Genomic DNA, 23,792 nt, shown 5'->3' with positions numbered 1-23,792 from the left:
GGGCGCGATGATGAGTCGAACTATCAATGTGTCTCAGGCGCTGCGCGAAACCCTGCTGGCCGGGCTGATTGCGGTGGTGGTGTTCGGACCGATCGTCGGCGTGGTGCTGAAGGGGTACGCCTTCCAGCTCGCCCCTGCGCGCGTGGCGCTGCTGGTGGCGGTGGTGATGGCGGGGCGGCTGCTGCTCAGCCTCTTTTTGCAGACCGAGCGCGGGCGGGCGCTGCTGCGGCGCTTCGAAGGCGCGGACGACGGCGTTTACGTGCGCGAACCGGGCTATCGTTCGCGGCTGCGCTGGATCCTGCCGCTGCTGCTGGCGGCGGCGCTGCTGTTCCCCTTTCTCTCCAGCAAATATCTGCTGACCGTGGCGATCCTCGGGTTGATCTATGTACTGCTGGGACTGGGGCTGAATATCGTGGTGGGGCTGGCGGGCCTGCTCGATCTCGGGTACGTGGCCTTTTACGCCATCGGCGCTTACGGGCTGGCGCTCGGCTATCAGTATCTGGGGCTGGGTTTCTGGAGCATGCTGCCGCTGGCCGCGCTGCTGGCCGCTTTCGCCGGGGCGCTGCTCGGCTTTCCGGTGCTGCGCATGCACGGCGACTATCTGGCGATCGTCACCCTGGGGTTCGGCGAAATCATCCGGCTGGTGCTGACCAACTGGCTGAGCTTTACCGGCGGGCCGAACGGCGTGTCCGTGCCATCGCCAACGTTTCTCGGTCTGGAGTTCGGTCGGCGCGCGCGCGAAGGCGGGGTGCCTTTTCATGAGTTTTTCCACCTCGACTACAACCCCAATATGAAGTTTATCTTTCTCTACGTGGTGCTGGTTCTGGTGGTGGCGCTGGTGCTGTTTATCAAACATCGCCTGACGCGTATGCCGGTCGGGCGCGCGTGGGAAGCGCTGCGCGAAGATGAGATCGCCTGTCGCGCGATGGGGCTAAACCATGTGCTGGTGAAACTCTCCGCGTTTATGCTCGGCGCCTCGACGGCGGGCATCGCGGGCGTCTTTTTCGCCAGCTATCAGGGATTCGTCAATCCGACCTCGTTCACCTTCTTCGAGTCGGCGCTGATCCTCGCTATTGTGGTGCTGGGGGGAATGGGCTCGACGCTCGGCGTGGTGCTGGCGGCCTTTGTGCTGACGGTGGCGCCGGAGCTGCTGCGCAGCTTCGCTGAATACCGCGTGCTGCTGTTCGGCATGCTGATGGTGGTAATGATGATCTGGCGGCCGCGCGGCCTGGTGCGCACCAGCCGCGTCGGCGTCGCGCCGCGTAAAGGAGTGCGCCATGAGTGACGCTATTTTGCAGGTCGATCATCTGATGATGCGCTTCGGCGGCATCAAGGCGCTTAACGACGTCAGCCTGCGCGTGCAGCGCGGCTCGGTCACCTCGCTGATTGGCCCCAACGGCGCGGGCAAAACCACGGTCTTTAACTGCCTGACCGGCTTCTATCGCGCCAGCGGCGGCCGCATTTCGCTGAACGCGCAGGCGCGCAGCACCGACGTGATTCAGATCCTCGGCCAGAAAATCCAGCCGCAGGACTGGCTGCGGCCGACGCAGCTGGGATCGCGGCTCTGGTACAAGATGTTCGGCGGCGCGCACCTGGTGAACCGCGCCGGGCTGGCGCGCACCTTTCAAAATATCCGCCTGTTCCGCGAAATGTCGGTGATTGAGAACCTGCTGGTGGCGCAGCATATGCTGGCGAACCGCAACCTGCTGGCGGGCATTTTCAACACCCGCGCCTATCGCGAGGCGGAGAGCCGCGCGCTCGATCGCGCCTTCTACTGGCTGGAGACGGTGGATCTGACGCCGACGGCCAATCGGCTGGCCGGCACGCTCTCCTATGGGCAGCAGCGGCGGCTGGAGATAGCGCGCGCCATGTGCACCCAGCCGGAGCTGATCTGCCTCGACGAACCGGCGGCGGGGCTTAATCCCGTGGAGACCGAGGCGCTGAGCGCGATTCTGCACCGGCTGCGCGCCGATCACCGTATCAGCGTGCTGCTGATCGAGCACGATATGCCGATGGTGATGGCGATTTCCGACCATATCGTGGTGCTCGACCACGGCGACGTGATCGCTCAGGGCACGCCGCGCCAGATTCAGCAGGATCCGCGCGTCATCGCCGCCTATCTTGGCGCAGAGGAGGAAGATCTTCATGGCTGAACCGATGCTGAAATTTGACGCGGTCGATCTCTACTACGGCCCGGTGCAGGCGTTAAAAAAGGTGTCGCTGAGCGTGCAGCCCGGCGAGACGGTGGCGCTGATCGGCGCCAACGGCGCTGGCAAATCGACGCTGCTGATGTCGATTTTCGGCCAGCCGCGTATCGCGCAGGGCGAAATCTACTTTCAGGGAGAGCCCATTAGCCAGCGATCGACCCACTTTATCGCCGCCAGCGGCATCGCTCAGGCGCCGGAAGGCCGGCGGATTTTTGCCGATATGACGGTGGAGGAGAATTTGCAGATGGGCACCATCGCCATCGGCAGCGCGCATCAGAAGGCCGACCTGGCGCGCATGTATGAGCTTTTTCCGCGCCTGCTGGAGCGGCGCAGGCAGCGGGCGATGACCCTTTCCGGCGGCGAGCAGCAGATGCTGGCCATCGCCCGCGCGCTGATGAGCCGCCCCAGGCTGCTGCTGCTCGACGAGCCGAGCCTCGGGCTGGCGCCGATTGTGGTTAAGCAGATCTTCGCCATTCTGCGCGAGCTGACGCAGCAGGGCATGACGCTGTTTCTGGTCGAGCAGAACGCCCGTCATGCGCTGGCGCTCGCCGATCGCGGCTATGTGATGGTAAACGGGGAGATTCGCCTCAGCGGCAGCGGCCGGGAGCTGCTCGACAACGAAGAGGTGCGCAGCGCCTATCTGGGCGGCGCGGCAGCCGCTGCGGTGAAGAGCGAGAAAAGAGTGTAATAATGATTGAAAAGACAGGGAAACGCTTTGCATAAATAGTTAAGCGGACCCATCATTACAACTCCTGTCCAATCTGTTCTGATTTGGTTATTCCCTTGCAAAATCCTGGCGTAGCAGTGATGCAGGCGATAAAGCGCACGGCGTGGTATCCCAAACGCCGCTTTTATCGCACGCTGTTCTGGCGTGAGATCACGCCACTGGCGGTGCCCATCTTCATCGAGAACCTGTGCGTGATGCTGATGGGCGTATTAAGCACATTCCTGGTGAGCTGGCTGGGCAAAGAGGCGATGGCGGGCGTTGGGCTGGCGGACAGCTTCAACATCATCATCATCTCTTTCTTCGCCGCCATCGATCTCGGCACCACGGTGGTGGTCGCCTTCAGCCTGGCGAAGCGCAACGGCAAGCGCGCCCGCGCCGCTACGCGCCAGTCGCTGGCGCTGATGACGGTGCTGTCGCTGGTGCTGGTGTTCGCCATCGAGCTGTGGGGGCATCTGATCATCGATCTGATCGCCGGCGGCGCGGAGCCGAAAGTCAAAGAGCTGGCGCTGAGCTACCTGCAGACTTCGGCGTGGAGCTATCCGGCGGCGGCGATTGCGCTGATCGGCAGCGGCGCGCTGCGCGGGGCAGGGAATACCAAAATTCCGATGCTGATCAACGGCGGGATGAACATCCTCAATATCGTTATCAGCAGCGTGTTGATTTACGGCGCCTTCTCATGGGAGGGGCTGGGCTTCGTCGGCGCCGGCCTGGGGCTGACCATCTCGCGCTATATCGGCGCAATCGGCGTGATTTACGTGCTGATGATCGGTTTTAACGCCTCGCTGAAGATCAGCCTGCCGAGCTATTTCCGCCGCTGGGACCTGAAGATCCTGATGGAGGTGCTGGGCATCGGCGTGCCGGCGAGTATCGAATCGGTGCTTTTCAACGGCGGCAAGCTGCTGACCCAGGTGTTTGTGGCGGGCATGGGCACCGACGCCATCGCCGGCAACTTTATCGCTTTCTCTATCGCCTCGCTGATCAACCTGCCGGGCAACGCGCTGGGCTCCGCCTCGACCATCATCACCGGCACCCGCCTGGGGCGCAACCAGGTCTATCAGGCGGAGCGGCAGATCAGGCATGTGTTTTGGCTGGCGAGCCTCTGTCTGTGCGCGCTGGCGTTTATGACCGTGCCGCTCTCCGGCGTGCTGGCGCGCTTCTATACCCGCGATCCGGACGTTATCAGCGTGACGCAGCATCTCATCTGGCTCAACGCCGCCTTTATGCCGATCTGGGCCGCTTCCTGGGTGCTGCCTGCGGGGCTGAAAGGCGCGCGCGACGCGCGTTACACCATGTACGTCTCGATGTTCAGCATGTGGGGCGCGCGCGTCGTGGTGGGCTACGTGCTGGGCATCATGCTCGGCATGGGCGTGGTCGGCGTCTGGCTCGGCATGTTCCTCGACTGGGCGGTGCGCGGCGCCTGCTTCTGGTGGCGGCTGAAGAGCGGCAAGTGGCTGGATAATTACCGCAAAATGATGGCGAAGATGGCGAGGCAGCAGTAGCCGTCCGGCGTTTAGCTGTTTTTCAGCAATAAAACGCAGAAATTAATGGTTCAGCTGCGGCTGCGCCGAGGGTTTACTGAACCTCTCAACAACGGAGGATCAACCCGATGAAAGCATTGTTGCAGCTGTGGAAAACGCGCGTCGTCGTCTGGCAGGCGCGCAAACGCGATTCGCGCGGCGAGAGTGAGTTAAGCCTGGAGCAGGAGCTGCTGCTTCCCATTAGTCAGCTTTACGGCTTTGAATATTTTCCCTCCGTGCATCGCTACCATGAAAAATAGCGCACCCTGTTGCCGCTACCGGCGTTAAAGCCCGCTCTCACCCGGCGGGCTTTTTTTCGTCTGTGGTACAGCCGCAGCGGCTATGGTTAAAAGGGCAGCATGCCTTTTATCCTGGAGAAGCGAATGAGCGATAAAGAGAGTGCCGCGCTGATTAGCGCGCGGCTGGCACTGACCGCGCAGCAGCGGGCGCAGACCCGCGCCGCGCTGGCGCAGGGCGTTACCGCGGAGCCGGATCGCGCCCGCGCGCAGCGCTACGCCTTTCAGCAGCATCTGCGTCAGGGCGTCATCACCGGCGACAGCAACGATCTGCTGCCGGTCGCCTTTTTAGCGCAGGGGCTGGCCTGCGCGCGCGGCGTAGGGCTGCTGCGCGACGATGGCGTGCCTGCTGGCAGCGCGTTTTTAACCCATGGCGGTCTGCTTATCACCAACCATCATCTGCTGCCAGAGCCGCCTGCCGCAGGCCGCGTTACCCTGCAGTTCGGCTGGCGGCGTAGCGAGGCGGGCGAGCTGCTGGACGGCGTCACGTATGGCGTCGATGCCGCGCGTTTTTTTCTCACCAGCCCCACTGATGAACTCGACTGCACGCTGATTGCGCTGGGGGAACTCATTAGCGGAGGCGACGACGCGCCGCAGCCGCTGGCGCTGAACGATCGCAACGACAAACACGCGCTGGGCATTAGTCTCAACCTTATCCACCATCCGGGCGGCGCGCCGCAGCAGATCACCTTACGCAACAATGCCCTGCTGGCGCGTCACCAGCAGCTGCTGCACTACGCGGCCGACACCGACGGCGGCTCCTCCGGCGCGCCGGTATTCAACGACGGCTGGCAGCTGGTGGCGCTGCACCACGGCGGCGTCGAGAGCGACGACGGCTGGGTGAATGAAGGGATCCGCATCAGCGCCATTATCGACTGGCTTAAGGGCGAGCTGCCGCAACTGCCTGCGCCGCAGCAGGCACGGTTAATGCAGGCGCTGACCGCCAGCGACAGCGCGCCTCCGCTGGCCGCCTCTGCCGCGCCGGAGAACGGCTACGGCAACCGTGACGGTTTTCAGGCAGATTTCCTCGAGGGCGCGCCGATCGATCTGGCCGCCATTATCGCGCCGCGCGCCGCCGAGGTGGCGCCGCTGCGCGACGGACGTCAGGGCGCAGCAGCGCAGCTCGACTATGAGCACTTCTCCCTGCTGATGAACGCCGAGCGGCGGCTCGCCTTTTTTACCGCCACCAACATCGACGGCGCGCGCTATATCGCCATCGATCGCGGCAACGGCCAGCCGTCGCTGCTGGAGGAGGGGGATCGCTGGGTCGACGAGAGCCGTATCGACAGCCGCTACGTCACCGGCCAGGCCTTTTACAGCGAGTTCAGCCGCTGGTTCGATCGCGGCCATCTCACGCGCCGCAGCGATCCCACCTGGGGCACGGCGGCGGAAGCGGTGCGCGCCAACAAAGATACCTTTCACTTTACCAACTGTTCGCCGCAGCATTTTCGCTTCAACCAGAGCCTGCAGTACTGGCAGGGCGTCGAGCGCTATATTCTCGAGTCGGGCGTGCTGGAGTCGAAGCGAAAAATCAGCGTGCTGACCGGCCCGGTCCTGAACGAACAGTGGCGGCAGTATGCGGAATGGCAGGTGCCGCTGATGTTCTGGAAGGTGGTGCTGCGCATCAACGCCGCGGGCAAGCCGCAGGCAACGGCGCTGCTGGTCAGCCAGGCGGAGCTGCTGGATGAGCCGCGCCGCGTGCTGCCCCATGCGCAGACGACACCGCGCCCCAACGTTGACGAGTACCGCGTAACGGTCAGCGCGCTGGAGACGCTGACCGGCCTGAACTTTGCCGCTTTTCGCGACTGGGAGAGCTGGCAGCCAGATGAAACCCTGCTGGCGCAGCCGCTGCCGGCGAAGTTGATTATGAACTGGGAAGATCTGCTGTAGCCGCTGCGCTTGCTGCGCCTGAAAGCCCGCACAGCCCCTTTGTGCGGGCTTTTCTACGCTCCCTTTTCAAGAAAATCGTTGTGCCTTCAAGCCGTTACGCTTAGCGCGCAGACTTGCGCTTCTGACATGGCTGCTACACTTAGGGCTCGAGGCTGATAACGATTCAGCTCTACTGACGAGCGTGAAAGAGCCGCTAAAAGGAGAGAACCTATGACAGATCGTCCCCAGAATCCTCAGCAGGCGCAGCAGCAGGAATGGCCCGGCAGCTTCCTCAAAATGGATCCCACACCCGATCATGGTGAAACCAGCTATCAGGGCTCCGGCCGCCTGAAAGGCAAAACCGCCATTATTACCGGCGGCGACTCCGGCATCGGCCGCGCCGTTGCTATCGCCTACGCCCGGGAAGGCGCGGATGTGGTGATCTCCTACCTGGATGAGCATGAAGACGCGAAAGATACGGCGAAGCAGGTGGAAGAGGCGGGACAGCAGGCGCTGCTGATCGCCGGCGACGTCACGGAGGCAGCGCATTGCCGCAGCATCGTGGCGCAGACCGCCGAGCGCTTCGGCAAAATCGACATCGTGGTGAATAACGCCGCCTTCCAGATGACGCGCACCGCGCTGGAGGAGATCAGTGATGACGAATTCGACCGCACCATGAAAACCAATCTCTACGCGATGTTCTATATCTGCAAGGCGGCAGTGCCGCACATGCCGGCCGGCGGTTCCATTATCAATACCGCCTCGGTGAATGCCGATCAGCCGAAGCCAAAACTGCTTCCCTATTCAGCCACCAAAGCCGCTATCGTGAACTTTTCCGGCGGTCTGGCGGCGCTGCTGGCAGAGAAAGGGATCCGCGCCAACGCCGTTGCCCCTGGCCCCATCTGGACGCCGCTGATCCCGGCGACTATGCCGCCTGAGCAGGTGGAAAGCTTCGGCAGCGAAGTGCCGCTGGAGCGTATGGGCCAGCCCGCCGAGCTGGCGTCGACCTATGTGATGCTGGCCAGCGACGAAGCCAGCTATATTTCCGGCGCGACTATTGCGGTGACAGGCGGCGTCGCGGTGATCTGATCTCGTGGTTAACGCGCTAACATTCCCGCCCCGCTCAGGTTGATCTGAGCGGGATCGCTGCCGCATTGCAAAATCGCTGTAGCGGTTGTCGGCCGAACAAAGAGCAGTACCACGTGCTCACTATGTATACGCGCTGGCGCAGCTGAGGAGGGATAACAAACTGAAGTCAACTCCTCTGCTGACACAACCGGCTTACACCGCAGGATGTCGTGCAAAAGAGGGTGGGGCAATAGAGCCTGAAAGCGGTAAATAAAAGGGTGCAGCAGGGTGAGTAACGAAATTATTCAATCTTATCTGTCACTTCCTGGCTAATCTCTTCGCTTCGCCAGTCAATGAGGAAAGAGAAGCCTTTGCTATCGAACTGATACGCTGCCTTATAACCGGCGTCTTCGAATCTTTTTTTATCTCGGCCATGAATTCCTCAAATGCGCCGCTCGATAAAACAGGATATTTTTCTTTTACGCCGACATAAATAAATGTGCCGAGTTTATGCATTTCAGGCTTTCTCAGCGTATTAACAATATCGTTGGTAATCTGAAATGATTCTGTTTGCGCTATTTTTTGTGACTGCGATATTTTTTTTCAGGTAGGACTGCCTTAAAAACCTGGCTTTAGGAATGATCATCTGTAACTCAACAGGTTCAATACAGAGCAGGAGGATAAGCCCCAGATAATGGACCAGGGCTTACCCTTCTGCTTGTTTAAGCTAGCGTATCAACTCGCTAATAACAGATGCAATATCAACCTCTTTAGCGACAGCGCCAGAAGAAGAAATATTGTCAACTAACTGCGGTAGATATTTTGCCAGCAGGTTGGCGGCATCTTCACTGGTTATGCCGATATTGCTCGCTAACTGTTGTACCGCTTCGGTACTAAACATTTTTTTCACAATATCACTGCTAATGGCCAGATTATCCTCATCGCTAAGCCAGGATTTGACAATGTCGCCAAATTCACCCGCCTGCAGATGGTTCAAAATGGCGTGAATGCCGCCTTGTTGCTCTACCCATTGCAAAACGCCTTTTAATTCCTGGCCGGTTTTACCACTCATCCCAACCCGTTCCAGTATGGTATCCAGCATACCCATCTGCTTTACCTTTTATCCGGTTATATTTATGCTTTTTTAAGCGCTCTGATTCTGTGCACGACAAACAGAACAATAACGGCGCCCGCTGTAGAAACTAAAATGCTGTAAAGATTAAAGCCGCTGACTTTGCCAAAACCGAGGGCGGTACTGATTACGCCACCCGTGAGCGCGCCAGTAATGCCGAGCAGGATAGTCATGATAATCCCTAAATGCTCCTTACCGGGCATAACGCATCGCGCTAAGATACCCGCCACTAACCCAAAAAAAATCCATGACAATATACCCATTGCGTATTCCTGCGTTTTATGTTGATCAGATTAAAAATAAGTCAGGCGCATATGTTATATTGAGTGCTATTTTTATGACAATCTTCATTCTAAACATGGGGTCAACAAGCTAAGAGTTGTTAAGGGAGGCGTAAATTACCGCGGGGGATATATTGCGCTATCGCTGCGAGAATGTTGTTTATTGCCGGGTTGCGTGAATAATTTGTTTTTATAATGGTTATGAAAATATTCCAAATAATAATGCTGGAATGCATGTTATCAGTCACTGTCGTTTAATAACACAGATAATCAGGCGTGATGAGTTTCGGTCTGTTCTTTGTTTGATGGCGACAGGGTTTAGTTTGATAGCCGCTGTTTTGCTCGACATTGTATAGCGATGCAGGGCATTTCTCACAGCAGAGGCCCGAGGCACTATGCGATCGAAAAAGTTAAAAAGTAAAAAGCCCGCTCAGTTTCCTGAGCGGGCTCTTCAAATATGGCTCCTCTGACTGGACTCGAACCAGTGACATACGGATTAACAGTCCGCCGTTCTACCGACTGAACTACAGAGGAATCGTGTCGATGGGGCGCATATTAATGGCCGCGCTCCGGCCTGTCAACAGCGAAAAACACATTAGCATTCAACTGGCTAGCTTTGCAGCAAAGCGATCGCGAATTAGGCGGTGGCGGTGAAAAAGCCGTCAAAACGCGGTAGCGGATGCTGGCGATAAAACTGACTCAGGTGACGATACATCGCCGGAAAGCGCTCATATAACAAATCAGGCGCGGTAAAAAAATACTCGGACAGCACGGCAAAGCACTCGGCGGGATCGCTGGCGGCGTAGGGATCGATAGTCGCGGCCTGTTCGCCGACCAGTTCAACTTCGTTTTCAATCTCCTCCATTGCGGCGCGCAGATCTTTTTCCCACACTGCCACATCACGCAGCGCCATCACCGGTATGCCGCTGGTATAGCCGCGGCCGCGCGCGTCAAGCTTGTGCGCCACCTCATGGATCACCAGGTTGTAGCCGGAGAGATCAAAGGCGTCCTGAAGGTCGAGCCAGTTGAGCACGATCGGGCCCTGCGTCCAGCTCTGCCCGGCATGCACCGCGGCGGCGTGATGCACCAGTCCCTGTTCATCTTCCCAGCTGTCCGCCACCTCGAAAGGTTCCGGGTAGATCAGCACGTCGTGAAAGCCGTCGAGCCACTCCAGCCCCAGCTTTAGCACCGGCAGAGAGAAGAGCAGGGCGAGCCGCGCGCTGTGCAGTTCATCCAGCTCGACATCCTGCAGCGGCACCAGTTTCTTCTGCTGCAGGAAACGCTGCGCCATGGCGATCAGCGCCTGCTGTTCATCCTCGTCCAGCCAGCTGAACACCGGCTGCGCCAGCGCCTGTCGCCAGGGAAGATCGGCAAGGACGGTGCGGTTCTCGTTTTTCCACGGCCATTTAAACATCGCAATACTCGCTGACGAATTACCCGCGTATCCTGACCGCCAGAAAAAATGCCAGCATCCGAAGCGGTCGCTGGCACCTTAATCTGGCTGCAGGGGTGAAAGCTGTCTATTCAACCGCTTAGCATGCAATTTGTCTGTGATTCAGCCCGCAAAGCGCTATTAATTGCGCGCGACGCGCTCAAATTCAATCACCCAGACCCAGGGATTCACTTCCCAGCTAGTGGCGCCGTACTGCTTCTGCCATGCCTTGCGGTAGGCCTCTTTAGGCGACTCCGCATTCATGTTCATGGTGAAGAAGTTATTGAGAAAGTGCGAATCGGTCTGCACGCCCTCGGCCATAATGTCATCTTCACTGATATCCTGAATTTTTTCCGCGCGCACGGCGGTGATTTGCAGGTTGATGCGGCTGGCCCAGCGCGGCATGTGAATGGCGGTCTGCCAGCCGAACTGATCGGCTTCCGGACCGCTCTGAGCATGCTGTCCCAGCTCGTTGTTGTCGGCGCGGTACTGGCAAAACGCCGGCAGGCGGAACGGCGCCGGATCGCGCTCATACTCCGCCAGATCGTTTTCCGGCACGATAGGCCCGCGCCAGGTTTCGCGCACCCAGAGAATATCGCCCGGCTTGCCGTAAGGGCAGTGCTGGCTGATATCAGCCATCGACATCAGCTTATAGCCGTGCAGATGGTTGGCGTTGACGTCAAAGGCGTGCACGCCTTCATGGTGATCCTGACCGGGTCCGAAAGACTGCGTTTTCATGATGCGCCGGGTCTGGGTTTGCTGGCCAACCAGCAGGGCGCGAACCCGCTGTTCGGAAAAAAGAATCGGCCGTTCTTTCATTGATTACCTCTGAATATAAATAGAACCCGGTGGACACACATTAAACCGCTGTCTTGCGCCTGCGTGCAGCGGTGATGAATTTACATCAATCCGCTTAACAATTTGACGCCTTACAGTAACGGCAACACAACGATTTGCCTTTAGGAAAAAGCGAAAATGCAAAAAACGCACCAGTCCGAGTCTACTAAGTGGTCCCTTACCTGGTATAACCCGGATACAGTACGTTATATCTGACGTTTTTGAAACCTTTTCAGATTCTTTAACCTTCACAAAGTGGAGAGAACCTGAGTGAGTATGCGTCTCGCCGCCAGTGAGCCCCTTTACCGGCTTCAGGTGGAGTGGGTCAATTTTGAGCGATATTAATAAGATTTGCTTAAGCTAATTGATATGGGTTAATGCTGAAAATGTGTTAAAAGCTGGGATAATGCTTGAATTAGCGCTATAACTCGATCCCGGTCTCATTTTTTTCGAACCGGATTTATCACAGCGCATTTTACACCACCCTGTGTCAAAAATTTGTCATCAGCTACTCGTTAAGATGACGTCCCACTGCGTAGGGTCTGATGTTAAGACCGCTACCTAAATATTAACAGGGAGATAAGCTATGTCGCTCTCACTCTGGCAAACGCGCTTCGAAAGCTGGTTTCAGATTAACTGGGTTCATGATGACAAGGCGCACGATATCGCCCATTTGCGTCGTGTCTGGATGAGCGCGCAGCGTATTATGGCGGGCAGCGACGCCAGCCCGCTGGTCGTGCTCACCGCCTGCTACTTCCACGATGTGGTCAACCTGCCGAAAAATCACCCCGAGCGCCATCTTGCCTCAACCTATGCCGCCGAAGAGACCGCGCGCATTTTGACGCAGGATTTCCCTGACTTTCCTGATGCGCTGATCCCGGCAGTGGCGCACGCCGTTAAGGCGCACAGCTTCAGCGCCGCTATCGCGCCGGAAACGCTGGAGGCGAAAATCGTGCAGGACGCCGATCGGCTCGAATCGCTGGGCGCTATCGGGCTGGCGCGCGTGTTCTATACGGCTGGCGCCCTTAACCGGCCGCTGTTCGATAATGAGGATCCGCTCGGCAAGATGCGCGAGCTCAACGACGTCAACTGGACGCTCGATCACTTTCAGAAGAAGCTGCTGCGGCTCCCCGATACGATGCAGACCGAAGCGGGCAGGGCGCTGGCGCAGCATAACGCCGACTTTCTGGTGAACTATATGGCCAAGTTATGCGCCGAGCTACAGGGCAATCTCACCAGCTTCGACGAGTCAGTGTTGCGTGATTTCAGTCCATTACGCGCCTAATATTAAATTTTTATGACAGTATGTTAAACGTCCGTGACTTCCGCTACGTTGAGGATAAATAACGAAGGGAGTAACGGAATGACTGAGACGGTAAATTTGACGATTAAGATCGATCCGGCGCTGAAAGAGCAGCTGAAACAGCTGGCGCTCGAGAATCAGATCTCAATGAGTCAGGAGATTGTTCAGCGTTTACAGGAGAGCCTGCTGCCGCCCACCGCCTCGGCGGTAGACAATCAGGATACGGCGGAAACCGCGTCACATGCGTTTTCCGCGGACGAGGTCAAACAGCTTCGCGCCCTGCTGAAGAAACAGACCAAGAAGAAGAAATAAAAAAGACCCGTCGCAAGACGGGTTTTTTTATGGGCGGCGTTTACGCTTGTTCGATGCGGAACTGCCGTACGCTTTGCGCCAGGCGCGTCGCCTGCTGCTGCAGGGCGTCGGCGGCCCGCTGCTGCTGCGAACTGAGACCAGCGTTGGCCTGTAGCGTCTCGTCCAGCTTGTGGATTTCGGCGGCGATGTGACTGACGCGCGTGCTTTGCGCCGTGGCGTTCTGCTGTAGCGCCTGCAGCTGCACGGCGATATCGGCGACCGCGCCGCTGATGGTCTGAAACAGCGTTTCCAGCACCTTGACCTTGTTAAACCCCTGGGCGACATGCTGCTGCGTATGCTGGATCAAACCGTCGATGCGCTGCGTCGACCCGCTGCTCTGGCTGGAGAGCAGGCCGATCTCCTTCGCCACCACCGAAAAACTGCGGCCGTATACGCCGGCGTGCGCAGACTCAATCGCCGCGTTAAGCGCCAGCAGGCGCGTTTGCAGCGAAAGGCTCTCCAGCATCTCGACGATCCCGGCGATATCCCCGGAGGCGGCGACAATCTGGCGCATCTGCGTCTCCATCTCATCTACCCGCGAGACGCACTGCTGCATCAGCTGGTCGGCGTCATATGCCTGCTGCGTCGCCTTTCGCGACACCTGCGCGCTGCTCTCTACCTCATCCGCCACGCGGACCAGCCGCTGCGACAAATGGGTGAAGCTGGCGTTCTGCGCCTGATGCTGAGCGCTTGCGCGGGCGTTATGCTGCTGCATCTCGCCTGCGCCTGCCGCCACGCCGGCGGCGATGGTATTGATCTCATAAACGATATGCCGCAGCCCGTGGCGCATCTCCGCCAGAGCGCTGAACAGCTGCTGCGTTTCGCGCGGCTGCAGCCGTCCGGCGGCGGGCGGCGCAAGCAGATCGCCGGTGGCGATGCGCTGCAGCTGGCCGCTGGCTTGGCGCAGCGGCGCGATAATCCCGCGCGCCAGCAGCACGCCGCCCACCAGCAGCAGCGCGAACAGCAGCGCGCTGACCAGCAGCGACAGGTTGCGGCTGTGCGTCATACTCGCCAGCGTGCTGCGGTTGACCGCGCCGAGCGCTTTGTTGGCCGCCTCGATCTCCGCGAACCAGGCGTCGTTGAACTGCTGCTGATAGGCCTGCATCGGCACCATGAAAAAGGCGTCGATTTGGTTATCCGTTAATCCTTTTAGCTGCTCTTCCAGCCCCTGCGCCAGCAGCGTAAAGCCCTGCGCCAGCGCGCCGTTCTGGTCGGCAGGGTAGCGCGCGAACAGCGTTTTCGCCTGTTGCAGCGAGGCGCCGGCACTGTCGGCCAGGCTTTTCCAGCTATCCACCGAGCCGCTCAGCCGATCCTGCATCAGGTAGATGCCAGCGCGGTGGCTGCTGTCGCTGGCGGTAAGCAGTTCGATGCGCGCTTTATCGAGCAGGGCCAGTCTTTCCCGCAGTAACGCGGTCTGCGCCAGCGCGCTTTGCGTATGGCTGACCTGCGCGGCGAGCAGCGTGACGCCCAGCGCCTGCAGCAGAGAGAAAAGGATAACAAACAGGGTAAAGTTGCCGCGCAGGCTGCTGAGCCAGCCGGGCAATCCCGGCATGCGCAGACGAAAGCGGCGAGGGAATGAAGTGACAGAGGACATAGACGCAACCTAAAAATAAAAGCGAGTATTCGCCGGTTGCGTGACAGCATGGTGACAGCGGGCGCATTCGGCGAAAAACAGCATAATGCGCGTGACTAAGCTAAACTCTGGACCTGTTACGCCTGGTTTATCTGCCTGATATAGGGCAACAGCAGCTTCGCCACCGCGGCGAAAACCGGCACCACCACTGAATTGCCGAACTGCTTGTAGGCCTGCGTGTCGGAAACCGGGATGCGGAAGCGGCGTTCGCCTGGCGCCTCGAAGCCCATCAGGCGCGCGCACTCGCGCGGCGAGAGGCGGCGCGGCCGGCGCGCCATATTGGCGGCGTTGCTGAAATCCGCTTCGCCTAGCGCGCGATCCCAGCCGCGATCGATAAGGATTTCCGAGCCGTCTTTGTAGTAGCGCGCCGAGAGGGTGCGGACGCAGACGTCGGTCTGACGCGGATCGTTCAGCCCGAAGCCGAAGCCGTTGCCTTTCGCTTTATGTTTTCTGGCGTAGTCGTAGAGGTAGCGCCACAGCTGGGCGGAAAGAATATATTTCTCTTCCGGCTCAGGCTCCAGCAGGCTTTGCAGGCTCGGCACCACGGGCGGATAAAGCTGCTGGATTTGACGCAGCGACAGCCTGTTGCTGAAGGGATAATCGCGGCGGATGCCAACCAGCACGATACGCTCGCGGTGCTGCGGCAGAAAGTGGCGCGCGTCGATGATTTTTGCGTCCGGCGCGGTGGCATCGGCGTCCGCCACGTCGTAGCCCAGCTCGTCCAGCGTCGCCATGATAACGGCGAAGGTGCGGCCTTTATCGTGGCTTTTGAGATTTTTGACATTCTCCAGCACGAAGATCGGCGGCTTTTTGGCGGCAATGATGCGCGCCACGTCGAAAAACAGCGTGCCCTGCGCTTCGCATTCGAAGCCGTGCGCGCGGCCCAGCGCATTTTTTTTGCTGACGCCCGCCAGTGAAAAAGGCTGGCAGGGAAAACCAGCCAGCAGCACCTGATGGTCGGGGATCGCCGCGTCGATATGGCGATAGATAGCCTCCTCGTCGCGCAGGCCGTCGGGCTGGGTTATCAGGCGAATATCGGTATTAAAGCGGTGCTCCTGCGGATCGCTGTAGTGATTCGCCTTGTAGGTGCGCACCGCCTCTTTGTTCCACTCGCTGGTAAAAACGCACTTTCCGCCGATGGCGTCGAAGCCGCGGCGGATGCCGCCGATGCCTGCGAAGAGATCGATAAAGCGAAACAGCGGGTTGTCGTAGTGGGCCGGACGCGTCGGCAGCAGACTGCGCAACAGCGTGAGTTCGCCTTCGCTCAGCGGCGGCAGCGCGCTTTTGTTTTGCCGCAGACGGGTCAGCTGCTGCGGTGTCCAGTCGTGGAAGCCCGCCTGGTGAAATGTCGCGGCTAAATCGCGCGCGGCGTAAATCGCCAGCGCCTGGCGCATCAGGTCAGCGGTTTCGCTATCGGCAGAGAGCAGGGGAGAAGCGGGTTCCGTCATTGCGGTGGCGTCATCGACAAGCATGCGTTTTTCCTTAACTGTGAACGGGCTATGCTAACACTCCTCTGGCTGCGAAGAAATTGGCGCGATGCCTTAAGGCGGTTGCAGGACGCATCGCCGGGATTTTACCCGCCTCGCTCAGCGCGGCGCAGGCTTTCGCTTTTAGTGAGTCAGGCTAAAGTTGATAGAGAAGGCAAAAAGGAGACGCCATGGCCGATGTACACTCCAGCACGACGCGCAGCAAAAATATGCGTGCGATACGCCAGCAGGACACCGCCATTGAACTGCGGGTGGCGCAGCTGCTAAAAGATCGCGGTTTCGCTTACCGCGTTCAGGATAAGAACCTGCCGGGTCGTCCCGATTTCGTTCTGCTGGAGCAGCAGGCGATTATCTTCGTCCACGGCTGTTTCTGGCATCACCATCACTGCTATCTGTTTAAGGTGCCGGCGACGCGCACCGAGTTTTGGGTCGGCAAGATCAACAGCAACGTCGAGCGCGATAACCGCTATGTGCGGCAGCTGCAGGAGAGCGGCTGGAAGGTGCTGATTATCTGGGAGTGCGCGCTGCGCAACAAATTGCGGCTCAGCGACGACGATCTGCAGGAGCGGCTGGAGGAGTGGCTGCTGGCGATGGACCAGAGCGCCGAGATCGATCACAACGGCATTCAGCACTATCGCCCGCGCTGAGGCCGCCTTGCCTTGTCGGCTTCGCCGGGTTAGATTTCGCCTTCCCCCGCGATCAGGAGTTGTAGATGAGCAGTATTAAACTGACGGTAAAACGCCTCTATCAGCTGCGCGACGAGCGTATGGTCAACGCCCATGCGACCGCACGCGTCTATATCGGCGAGACTCTGGTCGCGACGGAGGAGATCACCGGCATGACGGAAAGCCCGGTCAGCAAATACCTGCATGCAGGCGAGCTGGCAGGCGCGGTCCGCGTAGAGTGGGAGTGCGACGGCATCGCTGACATTACCGTCGCGACGCTGGAACGCTGTCCCTGTTGTCAACATAACGAACCGGAATAAGGAAGAAATTTTGGCAGGATCCAGCTTACTGACTTTATTAGATGATATTGCAACACTTCTGGATGATATTTCCGTCATGGGCAAAGTGGCGGCGAAAAAAACCGCCGGCGTGTTGGGCGACGATCTGTCGCTGAACGCGCAGCAGGTCACGGGCGTTAAGGCCAATCGCGAACTGCCGGTGGTATGGGGCGTCGCCAAAGGATCCTTTCTCAATAAGCTGATCCTGGTGCCGCTGGCGCTGCTGATCTCCGCCTTTGCGCCCTGGCTTATCACGCCGCTGCTGATGATCGGCGGCGCCTACCTCTGCTATGAAGGGGTGGAAAAAGTGCTGCACAGCCTGCAGCACGATAAGCAGGAGAAAAGCCCGGAGGCGCGCCAGCAGCGGCTGGACAAGCTGGCGCAGCAGGATCCGCGCGAATTCGAGAAGAACAAAGTCAAGGGCGCGGTGCGCACCGACTTTATTCTTTCCGCAGAGATCGTCGCTATTACCCTCGGCATCGTTTCCGATGCGCCGCTGCTTAATCAGGTTCTGATCCTTGCCGGCATCGCGATTCTGGTGACGATCGGGGTCTATGGCATCGTCGCCGCCATCGTTAAAATCGACGATCTCGGCTACTGGCTGAATGAGAAATCCTCCTCGGTCGCGCAGGGCATCGGTCGCTTTTTGCTGGCGTTCGCGCCCTGGCTGATGAAGATTTTATCAGTGGTCGGCACGCTGGCGATGTTCCTGGTCGGCGGCGGTATCATTGTGCACGGCCTGACGCCGCTGCATCATCTGATCGAATCGATTACCGGCGATATGAGCGGGCTGGTGGCCAGTTTGCTCAGCAACGGCGCCAACCTGGTGCTCGGCTTTATCGTTGGGTCGATCGTGCTGTTAGCGGTGAATCTGATTGCTAAACTGCGCGGTAAATCGGTATAAAGCGCACTGCCATATGATGTGAAGTCAGGAGAGGAGAGGCTATGAACGACGATATGTTTGAATTTGATATTGATGCCCAGCTTGAGCAGGCCGAGGCCAAAGCGGCGGAAAAGGTCAATGAAGTGCCTGACGACTTAGGCGACGAAGCGGATTGCGAAGGCTGCAAAATCTGATTTCAGCGCCAGCAGATGTTAAAAGCGGATAAGTTTTCTTATCCGCTTTTTTATTTTCAGCATTTCTTACTACTTTAATCTGAATTTACGCTTTTTTTCCATGCCTTAACGGGCAGGGTGTCCAGATGGCTGCTATAGATAAAAAGGTTCTGTTAACGGTCAAAAGAGGGAAGCGTCATGATCTTCACGATTAGCGATGAAGTGCAGCATAAAGAAGGCGGGCCTGCCATGGTTGTTACCGGCTACGCCAGCGGAATGGTAGAGTGTCGCTGGTATGATGGCTACGCCGTGCGCCGCGAAGCCTTTCACCAGGATGAGCTGAGCCATGCGATTTCTGAGACGCAGCTCGCCAGCTAAGCGCTGTTCAACGGGGATGCGCTGTTCATCCCCCGTGACTTCCCGCATTTTTTGATTCTTCTCGCCTGCTATACTCGCCTGATCCCAGTTATTCGGAGCACCGTTGCTGATGGCTGCTTTGCCGCTCTCTGTTCGTAAATTGCGTCCCGAACTGCGCGTTCATCTCTTGTTTTTAGCGGTCTTTCTTTTCTCTTTTTTTCTGACCTGGCGTGAGCTTTACACGCTGAAAATCAACTATGAAGATCGGCAGCGCGCCGCGCTGGCGGATATGCAGAACGGGCTGGAGAGTCAGTTTCAGGAGAGCATCGACGGGATGATCTATTACCGGCGCATGTTCACCTATGCGCTGGCGCATCCGCTCGACGCTCACCACGCGCGCCGCGCGCTGGCGGAGTTTCAGCAGCTGCGTTCGCAGCCCGCGTGGCAGCTGCGGCTTAATATGCCGCGCAGTATGCCGATAAACGGCGTCGGCGACAGCTCGCTGGCGCAGGACGCGCTGCTGCAGCGCGACCCGGCGCGGCTCGACGGCGAAGTGCTCGCGGCGCTGGAGTTCAGCTTTATTATGCAGTTCAGCGACGCGGAAGCCGATTTCCACTCGCGCTTTTGGTACACCTCGCGCGCCGGATTCTTTATTACCTCGCGCCCGCCGCAAAGCCTCTCCGCGCTCTCCGCCAACTACGCCACCATGGTTTCGCGCCCCTGGTTTCGCGCCATGGCGACGCTGACGTCGCCTCAGGAGCTGCGCTGGTCCGGCGTCTATCAGGGCGCGGAGGATGAGGGACCCATGCTGACGGTCAGCACGCCCATCTTTATCAATGGCTACTGGTATGGGGCGCTGTCGATGGATTTCACCCAGCAGCGTATTGCCAGCCAGTTAAGCACCCTGCGCCACAGCGCGCTGCAGGGCAGCGTGCTGTTGCTCGACAAAGCGCAGCAGCCCGTGGCCTCCCTTGACGCGGAGGACGCTACGCCGCTGAGCGACGGCGCGCGGCGGCGGCTCTATGCGCAGATCGCGCGTCAGCCGCAGGGCGCGCTGCGGCTCGAGCATCAGTTCATCAGCTGGAGCAGGTTGAAAAACGTTGACGGCTATCTGGTAAACCAGCAAACCCTGGCACAAGGGCTGCGCCAGGATTTAGGGCACGCCATGCTGTTTATGCTGGGAATGTGGCTGCTGTTCGTGCTGCTGCTGCTGCTGGCGCATCAGATCATCGTGCGACTTGTGCGACGGCTAAGCCAGCTCACCGATCGGCTGGCGTGGCGCGCCAGCTACGACGGCCTGACGCGCCTGCTTAACCGCAGCGCCTTTTTTGAACGCTTCGAAGCAGAGGCGGCGCGCTGCCGTGCGCTTAACGCGCCGCTGACGGTGATCCAGCTTGATATCGACCATTTTAAGGCCGTAAACGACACCTGGGGCCATCAGGCGGGCGATCAGGCGCTGATACGCGTCGCAGCGATTATTTCCCAGGCGCTGCGGAAAGACGATCTGGCCGGCCGCGTCGGCGGCGAGGAGTTCTGCGTGGTGCTGCCGGAAACCGGGCTGGCGGATGGAGAAAAGGTGGCGGAGCGGATGCGCGAGCGTCTGGCGGCGAAAACTATTCTGGTCAACGCCAGCCAGTGCTTTAGCGTAACGCTCTCCGCAGGCGTCGCCAGCAGCCAGGAGCAGGGCGACTACCAGGCGACTCGCCTGCAGGCGGAAGCGGACCGCCGACTCTATCTGGCGAAGAGTCAGGGCCGCAACCGCGTAGTCGCCGGAGATTAAACGTTGCCGGCGTTGTCCTCTTCCACCGCCTGATAAATACGCTGCAGGATATCGGGGAAGGCGGACTGGACGCGGCTCCAGCTGGGAATAAACGGCTTGTCGTTGGGACGTTCGATAAAGGCCTGTCCCGCCTCCAGGATCGACTGGGTGAACATCTCGACCGCCGCCTCTTCGATATGCTGGTCAAACTTCAGGCCGTTCATCGCCGCTTCGTGGTTGTAGATCTCCATCATATCGAGCGCGTTGCGGTAGTAGGTCGCCTTCAGCACGCGGAACGAGTCGCTGGTGAGCGGCACGCCCATCGTCGCCAGCTTACGCAGCAGCGACTGCACGATATCGCTGCTCATACGCTTCAGGCCGCCGGTGCCGTCATCTTCCGCCAGCGGCTGATGTTTGTGGTCATAGTTGTCGGCGATCTCCACCTGACAGGTCTGACGCGTGGTGTAATTGCGGTAGATTTCCGACAGCACGCCAATCTCCAGCCCCCAGTCGCCAGGAATTTTAATGCCGTTGAGCACGTGGGTGCGCATGGCGAATTCGCCCGACAGCGGGTAGCGGAAGCTGGCGAGATAGTCGAGATATTCGGAGTGGCCATACACCTTTTGCAGCGAGCGCAGCAGCGGGCCCACCAGCAAGCGGCCCACGCGGCCGTTCAGCTTGCCGTCGGCTACGCGTGCATAAAACCCTTTGCAGAACTCATACTGAAACGCCGGGTTCGCCAGCGGATAGAGCAGGCGCGCCAGCATGCCGCGTTCGTAAGTGACGATATCGCAGTCGTGCAGCGCCACGCACTGGGTGCGATCCGAGGCGAGCGTAAAGCCGGTGCAGAACCAGACGTTGCGCCCTTTGCCCGGCTGGGAGGGCGAAAGCCCCTCTTTATCCAGCTCGGCGTCGATCGCCTTCAGGCGCGGGCCGTCATTCCATAAAATGCGGTGGCGCTGCGGCAGGCGCGAGAAAAATTCGCGCGCGAAGAGAAACTGATCGCGGTCGGCGCGATCGAGCCCGATGACGATCTCGTCGAGGTAGGGCACTTTGGCCAGCTCATCGACGATATTGCCCAGCGCCGGTCCTTCCAGTTCGGAAAAGAGCGAGGGGAGAATCAGCCCCATTTTGCGTTTGCGCGCGAAGCGCACCATCTCTTTTTCCAGCGACTCAACGCTGCGGTTGGTCAGATTATGGAAATTGGTAATCACGCCATTCTGATAAAAATCACTCATCGCGCCATCCTTTTAATCATCAGTGGTTGCGGCTTACTCGGGCTGGGTCAGAAAATAGTCGAGTCCCTCTTTCCAGCCTTCGGGGCCGTAGTGCGCCGTATGGTAGATCCGTTGCCTGTCCTGCCGGGTCAGCGTAACCGGCGTTTTGCTGTAGCCTTTTATCACCACGGCGTAGTCAACCGCATCCAGCATCGGCGCATCGTTGGGGCCGTCGCCGAGGCCGATGGTGGCGGGCGCGCTGTCATACTGGCCGAGTAGCCAGCGCAGCGCCTCGCCTTTGCCGCTGCCTGCGGGCATCACGTGCCAGAAGCGTCCGCCCTGGGTCAGCTGCAGCTGGTGCTGCGCCAGCGCGGCGCGAAACGCTTCCAGCTTCTCTTCGTCGTCGCGCCAGACAATCACTTCCGACGCTTCGCGCTGGCGCGCCAGCGCCGAGTCGCTTTCGGTCAGACCGGTCATCGCCGCGACTTCGGCGTCGGTGAAGCGGCTGAAGCCCTGAAAGCGAAAGCCCGGCTGTAGCGTGCTCAGGGTACGGCAGAGCGCCTCATAGGCAAGGCTCTCCGGCGGGATCCGCTCGCGTCGCTGCGCCGACATCTGCACCACCGCGCCGTTTTCCGCGATAAAGGGGGTATTCGTCAGGCCGAGACGCTTTTGCAGCGGCGCGATTTCCGCGGCGGTTTTACTGGAGCAGAGCACGACCGGCACCTGTTGACGCTGCAGTTCGGCCAGCCATTCTGCGGCGGCATCCCAGCGGTAGGTATGATGATCGAGCAGGGAACCATCCAGATCGGTAATAACTAACAGCGGCTGTTGCAAACTGGGCATAGCAGGCTCCTTGCGACATTAACTGGCGGATTTTCAGTATTATAGTTGATATCGGATTGCGCCTGCTTTTCCCCTGCCGCGCGGCACATCCAGGATAATTCTTAAAACGCAACGGTAAATCGAAACGGGATGCACAAAAAACGCATGGCGCAAAGAGGCTAAATTCAGGCTGTTCCCGGTAACGCCAGGGGGTTTTAAACAAAAAGGGCAGGAGTATTGTGCATGGCCAGGACTTGTCTTAGCGCCGGTCAGGCGTACTCTGCAGAGGTATCAAGCATTTCCTGATGTAACGAACTTATGTGGTTATTTACCCGGCGCTCCCTGCCGGGTTTTTTTGGCCTGTGATTAACGGTTCATTTCGTTACAGGTGCAGTCGCGAATATCAAGCTCATACTCGTCCGCCAGCTCAATACTGCTTCCCCAGGCGCGGCCGCCGGTTCTGAGATGGCGGCTGTTGTCCGCCTCGGGAAAGGTCTGCGGGAGGGCCGCCGCGCTGCGCGGCAGGCTGTCGAGCAACGAGTCCACTTCGGGTTTCTCGCCGGGCTGCAGGTCAGGGCCACCGGGATTAAGTTGCGCCATCATCGATCTCCTTTTGTTTAAAAGGATATTTCGTTTCTCTCCGACCACGGATTGCGACGGATCGATTAAGTATAGACGGCGGCCAGGACGGGCGAACAACTCTGCGGTGGGAAAAGAAACAGGCAAAAAAAAGCCCGCGCTGCGCGGGCAAAATCCTTGTTACTTTTTAGGTTGACTGCCCCTTTGGGGTGGAGCAGTAAGAGAAGTGTAAAAGGTTGATGCGTCAGAAGTCTTGCCGCGAAACGTTAAGAAAGCGAAAAAGCGCCCGCTTACGTAAATTTACCTGATTTTCCCTTTGTTATCAGCGGCATCGTCTATAGTTACAGGCGGAGTTAAATCATAACGCGAACAAGGAGAGACCATGGATCTGTTACGCATTATTATCGCCATTATTCTGCCGCCGCTGGGCGTATTTATGCAGGTCGGCTTTGGCGGCGCTTTCTGGCTCAATATTCTGCTGACGCTGTGCGGCTATATCCCCGGCATCATTCATGCGGTTTGGGTGATTGCGCGTCGCTGAGGCGAGCCTCATCGTTTACACTGATGCACAGGAAAATCATCAGGAGCAACGCGCATGAAGGTCAATGACCGCGTCACCGTAAAGACCGATGGCGGCCCGCGCCGCCACGGCACTATTCTCGCCGTAGAGCCGTTTAACGAAGGGGTCATGTATCTGGTGGCGCTGGAGGATTATCCGCTCGGCATCTGGTTTTTTAATGAGGGCGATCATCCGGAAGGGATATTTGTAGAGCCTTATCTGGCCGACTAGAGGCGAAGCGCTTTGCTTTTATGCTCTCTGCCTGTCGCGGCAATATTAAGGCGCCCGGCGGCGCCTTAT

27 protein-coding genes and 1 tRNA gene are annotated in these 23,792 nt (G+C 58.9%); 17 read left to right on the top strand and 11 right to left on the bottom strand.

What is annotated here, in order from left to right; all coding sequences use genetic code 11:
- The first annotated feature begins 7 nt into the window (after positions 1–7).
- The 7 genes from livM (at position 8) to AC6I7Z_RS12110 (ending at position 7,705) form a co-directional block, all read left to right on the top strand.
- Positions 8–1,285, top strand: a complete 1,278-nt coding sequence (gene livM, locus AC6I7Z_RS12140) for a high-affinity branched-chain amino acid ABC transporter permease LivM (RefSeq protein WP_497814384.1) — start codon at positions 8–10, stop codon at positions 1,283–1,285.
- Positions 1,278–2,153, top strand: a complete 876-nt coding sequence (locus AC6I7Z_RS12135; RefSeq protein WP_497814383.1) for an ABC transporter ATP-binding protein — start codon at positions 1,278–1,280, stop codon at positions 2,151–2,153. Before livM ends, AC6I7Z_RS12135 begins: the two co-directional genes overlap by 8 nt.
- Positions 2,146–2,895, top strand: coding sequence for an ABC transporter ATP-binding protein (locus tag AC6I7Z_RS12130; protein ID WP_276725541.1), 750 nt, complete (start codon positions 2,146–2,148; stop codon positions 2,893–2,895). Before AC6I7Z_RS12135 ends, AC6I7Z_RS12130 begins: the two co-directional genes overlap by 8 nt.
- A 119-nt stretch (positions 2,896–3,014) precedes the next feature.
- The gene (locus AC6I7Z_RS12125) at positions 3,015–4,433 is read left to right on the top strand and encodes an EmmdR/YeeO family multidrug/toxin efflux MATE transporter (RefSeq protein WP_497815439.1); all 1,419 of its coding nucleotides are present in this window, start codon (positions 3,015–3,017) and stop codon (positions 4,431–4,433) included.
- A gap of 107 nt (positions 4,434–4,540) precedes the next feature.
- Positions 4,541–4,711: a hypothetical protein gene (locus AC6I7Z_RS12120; protein WP_497814382.1), complete on the top strand. Its 171-nt coding sequence runs from the start codon at positions 4,541–4,543 to the stop codon at positions 4,709–4,711.
- A gap of 123 nt (positions 4,712–4,834) precedes the next feature.
- Complete coding sequence (locus tag AC6I7Z_RS12115; RefSeq protein WP_497814381.1) at positions 4,835–6,637, top strand: DNA/RNA non-specific endonuclease; 1,803 nt, start codon at positions 4,835–4,837, stop codon at positions 6,635–6,637.
- Positions 6,638–6,847: 210 nt separating this feature from the next.
- The gene (locus AC6I7Z_RS12110) at positions 6,848–7,705 is read left to right on the top strand and encodes a glucose 1-dehydrogenase (RefSeq protein ID WP_497814380.1); all 858 of its coding nucleotides are present in this window, start codon (positions 6,848–6,850) and stop codon (positions 7,703–7,705) included.
- Between the two features lie 297 nt (positions 7,706–8,002).
- On the opposite strand, the gene AC6I7Z_RS12105 is transcribed toward AC6I7Z_RS12110, so the two are convergent.
- From AC6I7Z_RS12105 to AC6I7Z_RS12080, 6 genes are all read right to left on the bottom strand, one after another.
- Positions 8,003–8,200: a hypothetical protein gene (locus tag AC6I7Z_RS12105; RefSeq protein WP_497814379.1), complete on the bottom strand. Its 198-nt coding sequence runs from the start codon at positions 8,198–8,200 to the stop codon at positions 8,003–8,005.
- Positions 8,201–8,411: 211 nt separating this feature from the next.
- Positions 8,412–8,792 (bottom strand): YidB family protein, encoded by a 381-nt coding sequence (locus tag AC6I7Z_RS12100; RefSeq protein ID WP_497814378.1) that lies wholly within the window; start codon positions 8,790–8,792, stop codon positions 8,412–8,414.
- 26 nt (positions 8,793–8,818) lie between these two features.
- Positions 8,819–9,079, bottom strand: coding sequence for a GlsB/YeaQ/YmgE family stress response membrane protein (locus AC6I7Z_RS12095; RefSeq protein ID WP_497814377.1), 261 nt, complete (start codon positions 9,077–9,079; stop codon positions 8,819–8,821).
- A 476-nt stretch (positions 9,080–9,555) separates the two neighbouring features.
- A tRNA-Asn gene (locus AC6I7Z_RS12090) sits at positions 9,556–9,631 on the bottom strand.
- 103 nt (positions 9,632–9,734) lie between these two features.
- Positions 9,735–10,511: a DgsA anti-repressor MtfA gene (gene mtfA / locus AC6I7Z_RS12085; RefSeq protein ID WP_497814376.1), complete on the bottom strand. Its 777-nt coding sequence runs from the start codon at positions 10,509–10,511 to the stop codon at positions 9,735–9,737.
- Between the two features lie 159 nt (positions 10,512–10,670).
- The gene (locus tag AC6I7Z_RS12080; RefSeq protein WP_497814375.1) at positions 10,671–11,348 is read right to left on the bottom strand and encodes an ASCH domain-containing protein; all 678 of its coding nucleotides are present in this window, start codon (positions 11,346–11,348) and stop codon (positions 10,671–10,673) included.
- 604 nt (positions 11,349–11,952) lie between these two features.
- On the opposite strand from AC6I7Z_RS12080, the gene AC6I7Z_RS12075 reads away from it, so the two are divergent.
- Together AC6I7Z_RS12075 and AC6I7Z_RS12070 are read left to right on the top strand one after the other, a co-directional pair.
- Entirely contained in the window at positions 11,953–12,651 is a 699-nt protein-coding gene (locus AC6I7Z_RS12075; protein ID WP_497814374.1) for a phosphohydrolase, read from the top strand.
- 78 nt (positions 12,652–12,729) lie between these two features.
- A complete protein-coding gene (locus tag AC6I7Z_RS12070) occupies positions 12,730–12,981 on the top strand; it encodes an Arc family DNA-binding protein (RefSeq protein WP_497814373.1) in 252 nt (83 codons plus the stop codon).
- A gap of 40 nt (positions 12,982–13,021) precedes the next feature.
- Here the strand turns inward: AC6I7Z_RS12070 and AC6I7Z_RS12065 are convergent, their stop codons facing one another.
- Both AC6I7Z_RS12065 and dcm read right to left on the bottom strand, forming a co-directional pair.
- Positions 13,022–14,614 (bottom strand): methyl-accepting chemotaxis protein, encoded by a 1,593-nt coding sequence (locus AC6I7Z_RS12065; RefSeq protein WP_497814372.1) that lies wholly within the window; start codon positions 14,612–14,614, stop codon positions 13,022–13,024.
- Positions 14,615–14,730: 116 nt separating this feature from the next.
- Positions 14,731–16,125 (bottom strand): DNA (cytosine-5-)-methyltransferase, encoded by a 1,395-nt coding sequence (dcm, locus tag AC6I7Z_RS12060; protein WP_497814371.1) that lies wholly within the window; start codon positions 16,123–16,125, stop codon positions 14,731–14,733.
- 185 nt (positions 16,126–16,310) lie between these two features.
- Between dcm and AC6I7Z_RS12055 the strand changes: the two genes are divergently transcribed.
- The 6 genes from AC6I7Z_RS12055 to dgcQ all read left to right on the top strand — a co-directional run bounded on the left by AC6I7Z_RS12055 (position 16,311) and on the right by dgcQ (position 20,336).
- The gene (locus tag AC6I7Z_RS12055) at positions 16,311–16,787 is read left to right on the top strand and encodes a very short patch repair endonuclease (protein WP_497814370.1); all 477 of its coding nucleotides are present in this window, start codon (positions 16,311–16,313) and stop codon (positions 16,785–16,787) included.
- 65 nt (positions 16,788–16,852) lie between these two features.
- A complete protein-coding gene (locus AC6I7Z_RS12050; RefSeq protein WP_497814369.1) occupies positions 16,853–17,125 on the top strand; it encodes a hypothetical protein in 273 nt (90 codons plus the stop codon).
- Between the two features lie 10 nt (positions 17,126–17,135).
- Positions 17,136–18,047, top strand: a complete 912-nt coding sequence (locus AC6I7Z_RS12045) for a DUF808 domain-containing protein (protein ID WP_497814368.1) — start codon at positions 17,136–17,138, stop codon at positions 18,045–18,047.
- 41 nt (positions 18,048–18,088) lie between these two features.
- On the top strand, positions 18,089–18,220 hold the full coding sequence (locus AC6I7Z_RS12040) for a hypothetical protein (RefSeq protein WP_255351574.1): 132 nt from the start codon (positions 18,089–18,091) through the stop codon (positions 18,218–18,220).
- A 177-nt stretch (positions 18,221–18,397) separates the two neighbouring features.
- Positions 18,398–18,577, top strand: coding sequence for a YodC family protein (locus AC6I7Z_RS12035; protein WP_497814367.1), 180 nt, complete (start codon positions 18,398–18,400; stop codon positions 18,575–18,577).
- A gap of 109 nt (positions 18,578–18,686) precedes the next feature.
- Entirely contained in the window at positions 18,687–20,336 is a 1,650-nt protein-coding gene (dgcQ, locus tag AC6I7Z_RS12030) for a cellulose biosynthesis regulator diguanylate cyclase DgcQ (protein ID WP_497814366.1), read from the top strand.
- Here the strand turns inward: dgcQ and AC6I7Z_RS12025 are convergent.
- From AC6I7Z_RS12025 to AC6I7Z_RS12015, 3 genes are all read right to left on the bottom strand, one after another.
- Entirely contained in the window at positions 20,333–21,553 is a 1,221-nt protein-coding gene (locus AC6I7Z_RS12025; RefSeq protein ID WP_033749838.1) for a glycosyltransferase family protein, read from the bottom strand. The genes dgcQ and AC6I7Z_RS12025 overlap by 4 nt on opposite strands.
- 33 nt (positions 21,554–21,586) lie before the next feature.
- Positions 21,587–22,375: a mannosyl-3-phosphoglycerate phosphatase-related protein gene (locus AC6I7Z_RS12020; RefSeq protein WP_497814365.1), complete on the bottom strand. Its 789-nt coding sequence runs from the start codon at positions 22,373–22,375 to the stop codon at positions 21,587–21,589.
- A 345-nt stretch (positions 22,376–22,720) separates the two neighbouring features.
- Entirely contained in the window at positions 22,721–22,957 is a 237-nt protein-coding gene (locus AC6I7Z_RS12015; protein WP_497814364.1) for a DUF2525 domain-containing protein, read from the bottom strand.
- 358 nt (positions 22,958–23,315) lie between these two features.
- Between AC6I7Z_RS12015 and AC6I7Z_RS12010 the strand changes: the two genes are divergently transcribed.
- On the top strand, positions 23,316–23,474 hold the full coding sequence (locus AC6I7Z_RS12010; protein ID WP_033749833.1) for a YqaE/Pmp3 family membrane protein: 159 nt from the start codon (positions 23,316–23,318) through the stop codon (positions 23,472–23,474).
- A gap of 54 nt (positions 23,475–23,528) precedes the next feature.
- The gene (gene dsrB / locus AC6I7Z_RS12005; RefSeq protein WP_497814363.1) at positions 23,529–23,723 is read left to right on the top strand and encodes a protein DsrB; all 195 of its coding nucleotides are present in this window, start codon (positions 23,529–23,531) and stop codon (positions 23,721–23,723) included.
- Positions 23,724–23,792 lie beyond the last annotated feature (69 nt).

This window comes from Pantoea sp. X-Soil-MYKO-1289 (assembly GCF_059730625.1).
Note: the sequence above shows the minus strand (reverse complement) of the source record. Positions and strands in the feature narration are given on the sequence as shown.

Bases quoted from the DNA above. Each gene is read 5' to 3' on its own strand.
- livM (WP_497814384.1), top strand. From the start codon at position 8: ATGATGAGTCGAACTATCAATGTGTCTCAGGCGCTGCGCGAAACCCTG.
- AC6I7Z_RS12135 (WP_497814383.1), top strand. From the start codon at position 1,278: ATGAGTGACGCTATTTTGCAGGTCGATCATCTGATGATGCGCTTCGGC.
- AC6I7Z_RS12130 (WP_276725541.1), top strand. From the start codon at position 2,146: ATGGCTGAACCGATGCTGAAATTTGACGCGGTCGATCTCTACTACGGC.
- AC6I7Z_RS12125 (WP_497815439.1), top strand. From the start codon at position 3,015: ATGCAGGCGATAAAGCGCACGGCGTGGTATCCCAAACGCCGCTTTTAT.
- AC6I7Z_RS12120 (WP_497814382.1), top strand. From the start codon at position 4,541: ATGAAAGCATTGTTGCAGCTGTGGAAAACGCGCGTCGTCGTCTGGCAG.
- AC6I7Z_RS12115 (WP_497814381.1), top strand. From the start codon at position 4,835: ATGAGCGATAAAGAGAGTGCCGCGCTGATTAGCGCGCGGCTGGCACTG.
- AC6I7Z_RS12110 (WP_497814380.1), top strand. From the start codon at position 6,848: ATGACAGATCGTCCCCAGAATCCTCAGCAGGCGCAGCAGCAGGAATGG.
- AC6I7Z_RS12105 (WP_497814379.1), bottom strand. From the start codon at position 8,200: ATGCATAAACTCGGCACATTTATTTATGTCGGCGTAAAAGAAAAATAT.
- AC6I7Z_RS12100 (WP_497814378.1), bottom strand. From the start codon at position 8,792: ATGGGTATGCTGGATACCATACTGGAACGGGTTGGGATGAGTGGTAAA.
- AC6I7Z_RS12095 (WP_497814377.1), bottom strand. From the start codon at position 9,079: ATGGGTATATTGTCATGGATTTTTTTTGGGTTAGTGGCGGGTATCTTA.
- mtfA (WP_497814376.1), bottom strand. From the start codon at position 10,511: ATGTTTAAATGGCCGTGGAAAAACGAGAACCGCACCGTCCTTGCCGAT.
- AC6I7Z_RS12080 (WP_497814375.1), bottom strand. From the start codon at position 11,348: ATGAAAGAACGGCCGATTCTTTTTTCCGAACAGCGGGTTCGCGCCCTG.
- AC6I7Z_RS12075 (WP_497814374.1), top strand. From the start codon at position 11,953: ATGTCGCTCTCACTCTGGCAAACGCGCTTCGAAAGCTGGTTTCAGATT.
- AC6I7Z_RS12070 (WP_497814373.1), top strand. From the start codon at position 12,730: ATGACTGAGACGGTAAATTTGACGATTAAGATCGATCCGGCGCTGAAA.
- AC6I7Z_RS12065 (WP_497814372.1), bottom strand. From the start codon at position 14,614: ATGTCCTCTGTCACTTCATTCCCTCGCCGCTTTCGTCTGCGCATGCCG.
- dcm (WP_497814371.1), bottom strand. From the start codon at position 16,125: ATGCTTGTCGATGACGCCACCGCAATGACGGAACCCGCTTCTCCCCTG.
- AC6I7Z_RS12055 (WP_497814370.1), top strand. From the start codon at position 16,311: ATGGCCGATGTACACTCCAGCACGACGCGCAGCAAAAATATGCGTGCG.
- AC6I7Z_RS12050 (WP_497814369.1), top strand. From the start codon at position 16,853: ATGAGCAGTATTAAACTGACGGTAAAACGCCTCTATCAGCTGCGCGAC.
- AC6I7Z_RS12040 (WP_255351574.1), top strand. From the start codon at position 18,089: ATGAACGACGATATGTTTGAATTTGATATTGATGCCCAGCTTGAGCAG.
- AC6I7Z_RS12035 (WP_497814367.1), top strand. From the start codon at position 18,398: ATGATCTTCACGATTAGCGATGAAGTGCAGCATAAAGAAGGCGGGCCT.
- dgcQ (WP_497814366.1), top strand. From the start codon at position 18,687: ATGGCTGCTTTGCCGCTCTCTGTTCGTAAATTGCGTCCCGAACTGCGC.
- AC6I7Z_RS12025 (WP_033749838.1), bottom strand. From the start codon at position 21,553: ATGAGTGATTTTTATCAGAATGGCGTGATTACCAATTTCCATAATCTG.
- AC6I7Z_RS12020 (WP_497814365.1), bottom strand. From the start codon at position 22,375: ATGCCCAGTTTGCAACAGCCGCTGTTAGTTATTACCGATCTGGATGGT.
- AC6I7Z_RS12015 (WP_497814364.1), bottom strand. From the start codon at position 22,957: ATGATGGCGCAACTTAATCCCGGTGGCCCTGACCTGCAGCCCGGCGAG.
- AC6I7Z_RS12010 (WP_033749833.1), top strand. From the start codon at position 23,316: ATGGATCTGTTACGCATTATTATCGCCATTATTCTGCCGCCGCTGGGC.
- dsrB (WP_497814363.1), top strand. From the start codon at position 23,529: ATGAAGGTCAATGACCGCGTCACCGTAAAGACCGATGGCGGCCCGCGC.